Annotated in this window: 3 protein-coding genes; all 3 read right to left on the bottom strand. The window is 73.0% G+C overall.

Annotated elements, in window-relative coordinates:
• The coding region (locus C667_RS26080; RefSeq protein WP_004389967.1) for a prepilin-type N-terminal cleavage/methylation domain-containing protein at window positions 1–219 on the bottom strand (219 nt) is incomplete at its 3' end.
• A gap of 37 nt (window positions 220–256) precedes the next feature.
• Window positions 257–715: a type II secretion system major pseudopilin GspG gene (gene gspG / locus C667_RS23245; RefSeq protein ID WP_004389964.1), complete on the bottom strand. Its 459-nt coding sequence runs from the start codon at window positions 713–715 to the stop codon at window positions 257–259.
• 4 nt (window positions 716–719) lie between these two features.
• A partial coding sequence (locus C667_RS23240) for a type II secretion system F family protein (protein WP_004389959.1) occupies window positions 720–1,033 on the bottom strand: 314 nt, incomplete at its 5' end.

Genomic DNA, 1,033 nt, shown 5'->3' with positions numbered 1-1,033 from the left:
GCTGAAGCGGTAGCCGTCGGGGAGGAAGTCCACCGCCAGCGCGCGGCCGCGCAGCTCGGCGCGATAGGCCGCGCCCTCGAGCGCGCGGCGCAGGCGCTCGACCTCGCGCTCGCTGTCGTCGGCCTGGGCGCGGTCGAGCGCGAGCGCGATGCCGCCGCCGGCGATGCCGACGATCACCAGCACGACCAGCAGTTCGACGAGGGTGAAGCCGCGCTGCATGGGCTCGCGATCTCGGGGGGCGGCGGGGGCGCGGCGCTCAGGGTTGCCAGGAGCCGATGTCGGCGTCGAAGCCTTCACCGCCCGGGCGGCCGTCGGCGCCGTAGCTGAACACATCGACCTCGCCATGGACGCCCGGCGCCAGATACTGGTAGGGCTGGCCCCAGGGGTCCGCCGGCAGGCGCTCGACGTAGGCCTTCCAGTTGTCCGGCGCCGGCGCGGCGCTCGGGCGCACGACGAGCGCGCCGAGGCCCTGCTCGGTGCTCGGATAGCGCCGGTTGTCGAGCTTGTAGAGCTTGAGCGCCTGCATCAGCGAGGCGATGTCCTGGCGCGCCGCGACCACGCGCGCCTCGTCGGGCCGGCTCATGATGCGCGGCACGACCAGCGCGGCGAGCACGCCGAGGATGACGATCACGACCATGACCTCGATGAGCGTGAAGCCGCGGGAGCGGTGGGCGGCACGATCGAAGCGGGCAGGGCGGGCAAAGCGTTGATGCATGGGCTTACCTCATCAGGGTGTTGATTTCGATGATCGGCTGCATGACCGCGAGCACGATCAGCAGCACCACCGCGCCCATCGCCAGCAGCAACAGCGGCTCGAGCAGACTGGTGAGGGTGGCGGTGCGCGTCTCGAGCTCCTGCTGCTGCAGGCGCGCGGCGCGGTCGAGGAGCTGGTCGATGCGGCCGGTGGCCTCGCCGTTGGCCACCATGTGGATCAGCATCGGCGGGAAGGCACGCCCGGCGGCGAGTGCGCGCGCGAGCGGGCGGCCCTCGCGCACCTGCTCGGCGGCCTCGCGCACCGCGGCGCGGATCGGCA

It is taken from the genome of Thauera phenylacetica B4P, from assembly GCF_000310225.1.
Lineage (GTDB): Bacteria > Pseudomonadota > Gammaproteobacteria > Burkholderiales > Rhodocyclaceae > Thauera > Thauera phenylacetica.
The sequence above is the reverse complement of the archived record's forward strand: the minus strand, read 5'-3'. Positions and strand labels throughout refer to the sequence as shown.

Bases quoted from the DNA above. Each gene is read 5' to 3' on its own strand.
- gspG (WP_004389964.1), bottom strand. From the start codon at position 715: ATGCATCAACGCTTTGCCCGCCCTGCCCGCTTCGATCGTGCCGCCCAC.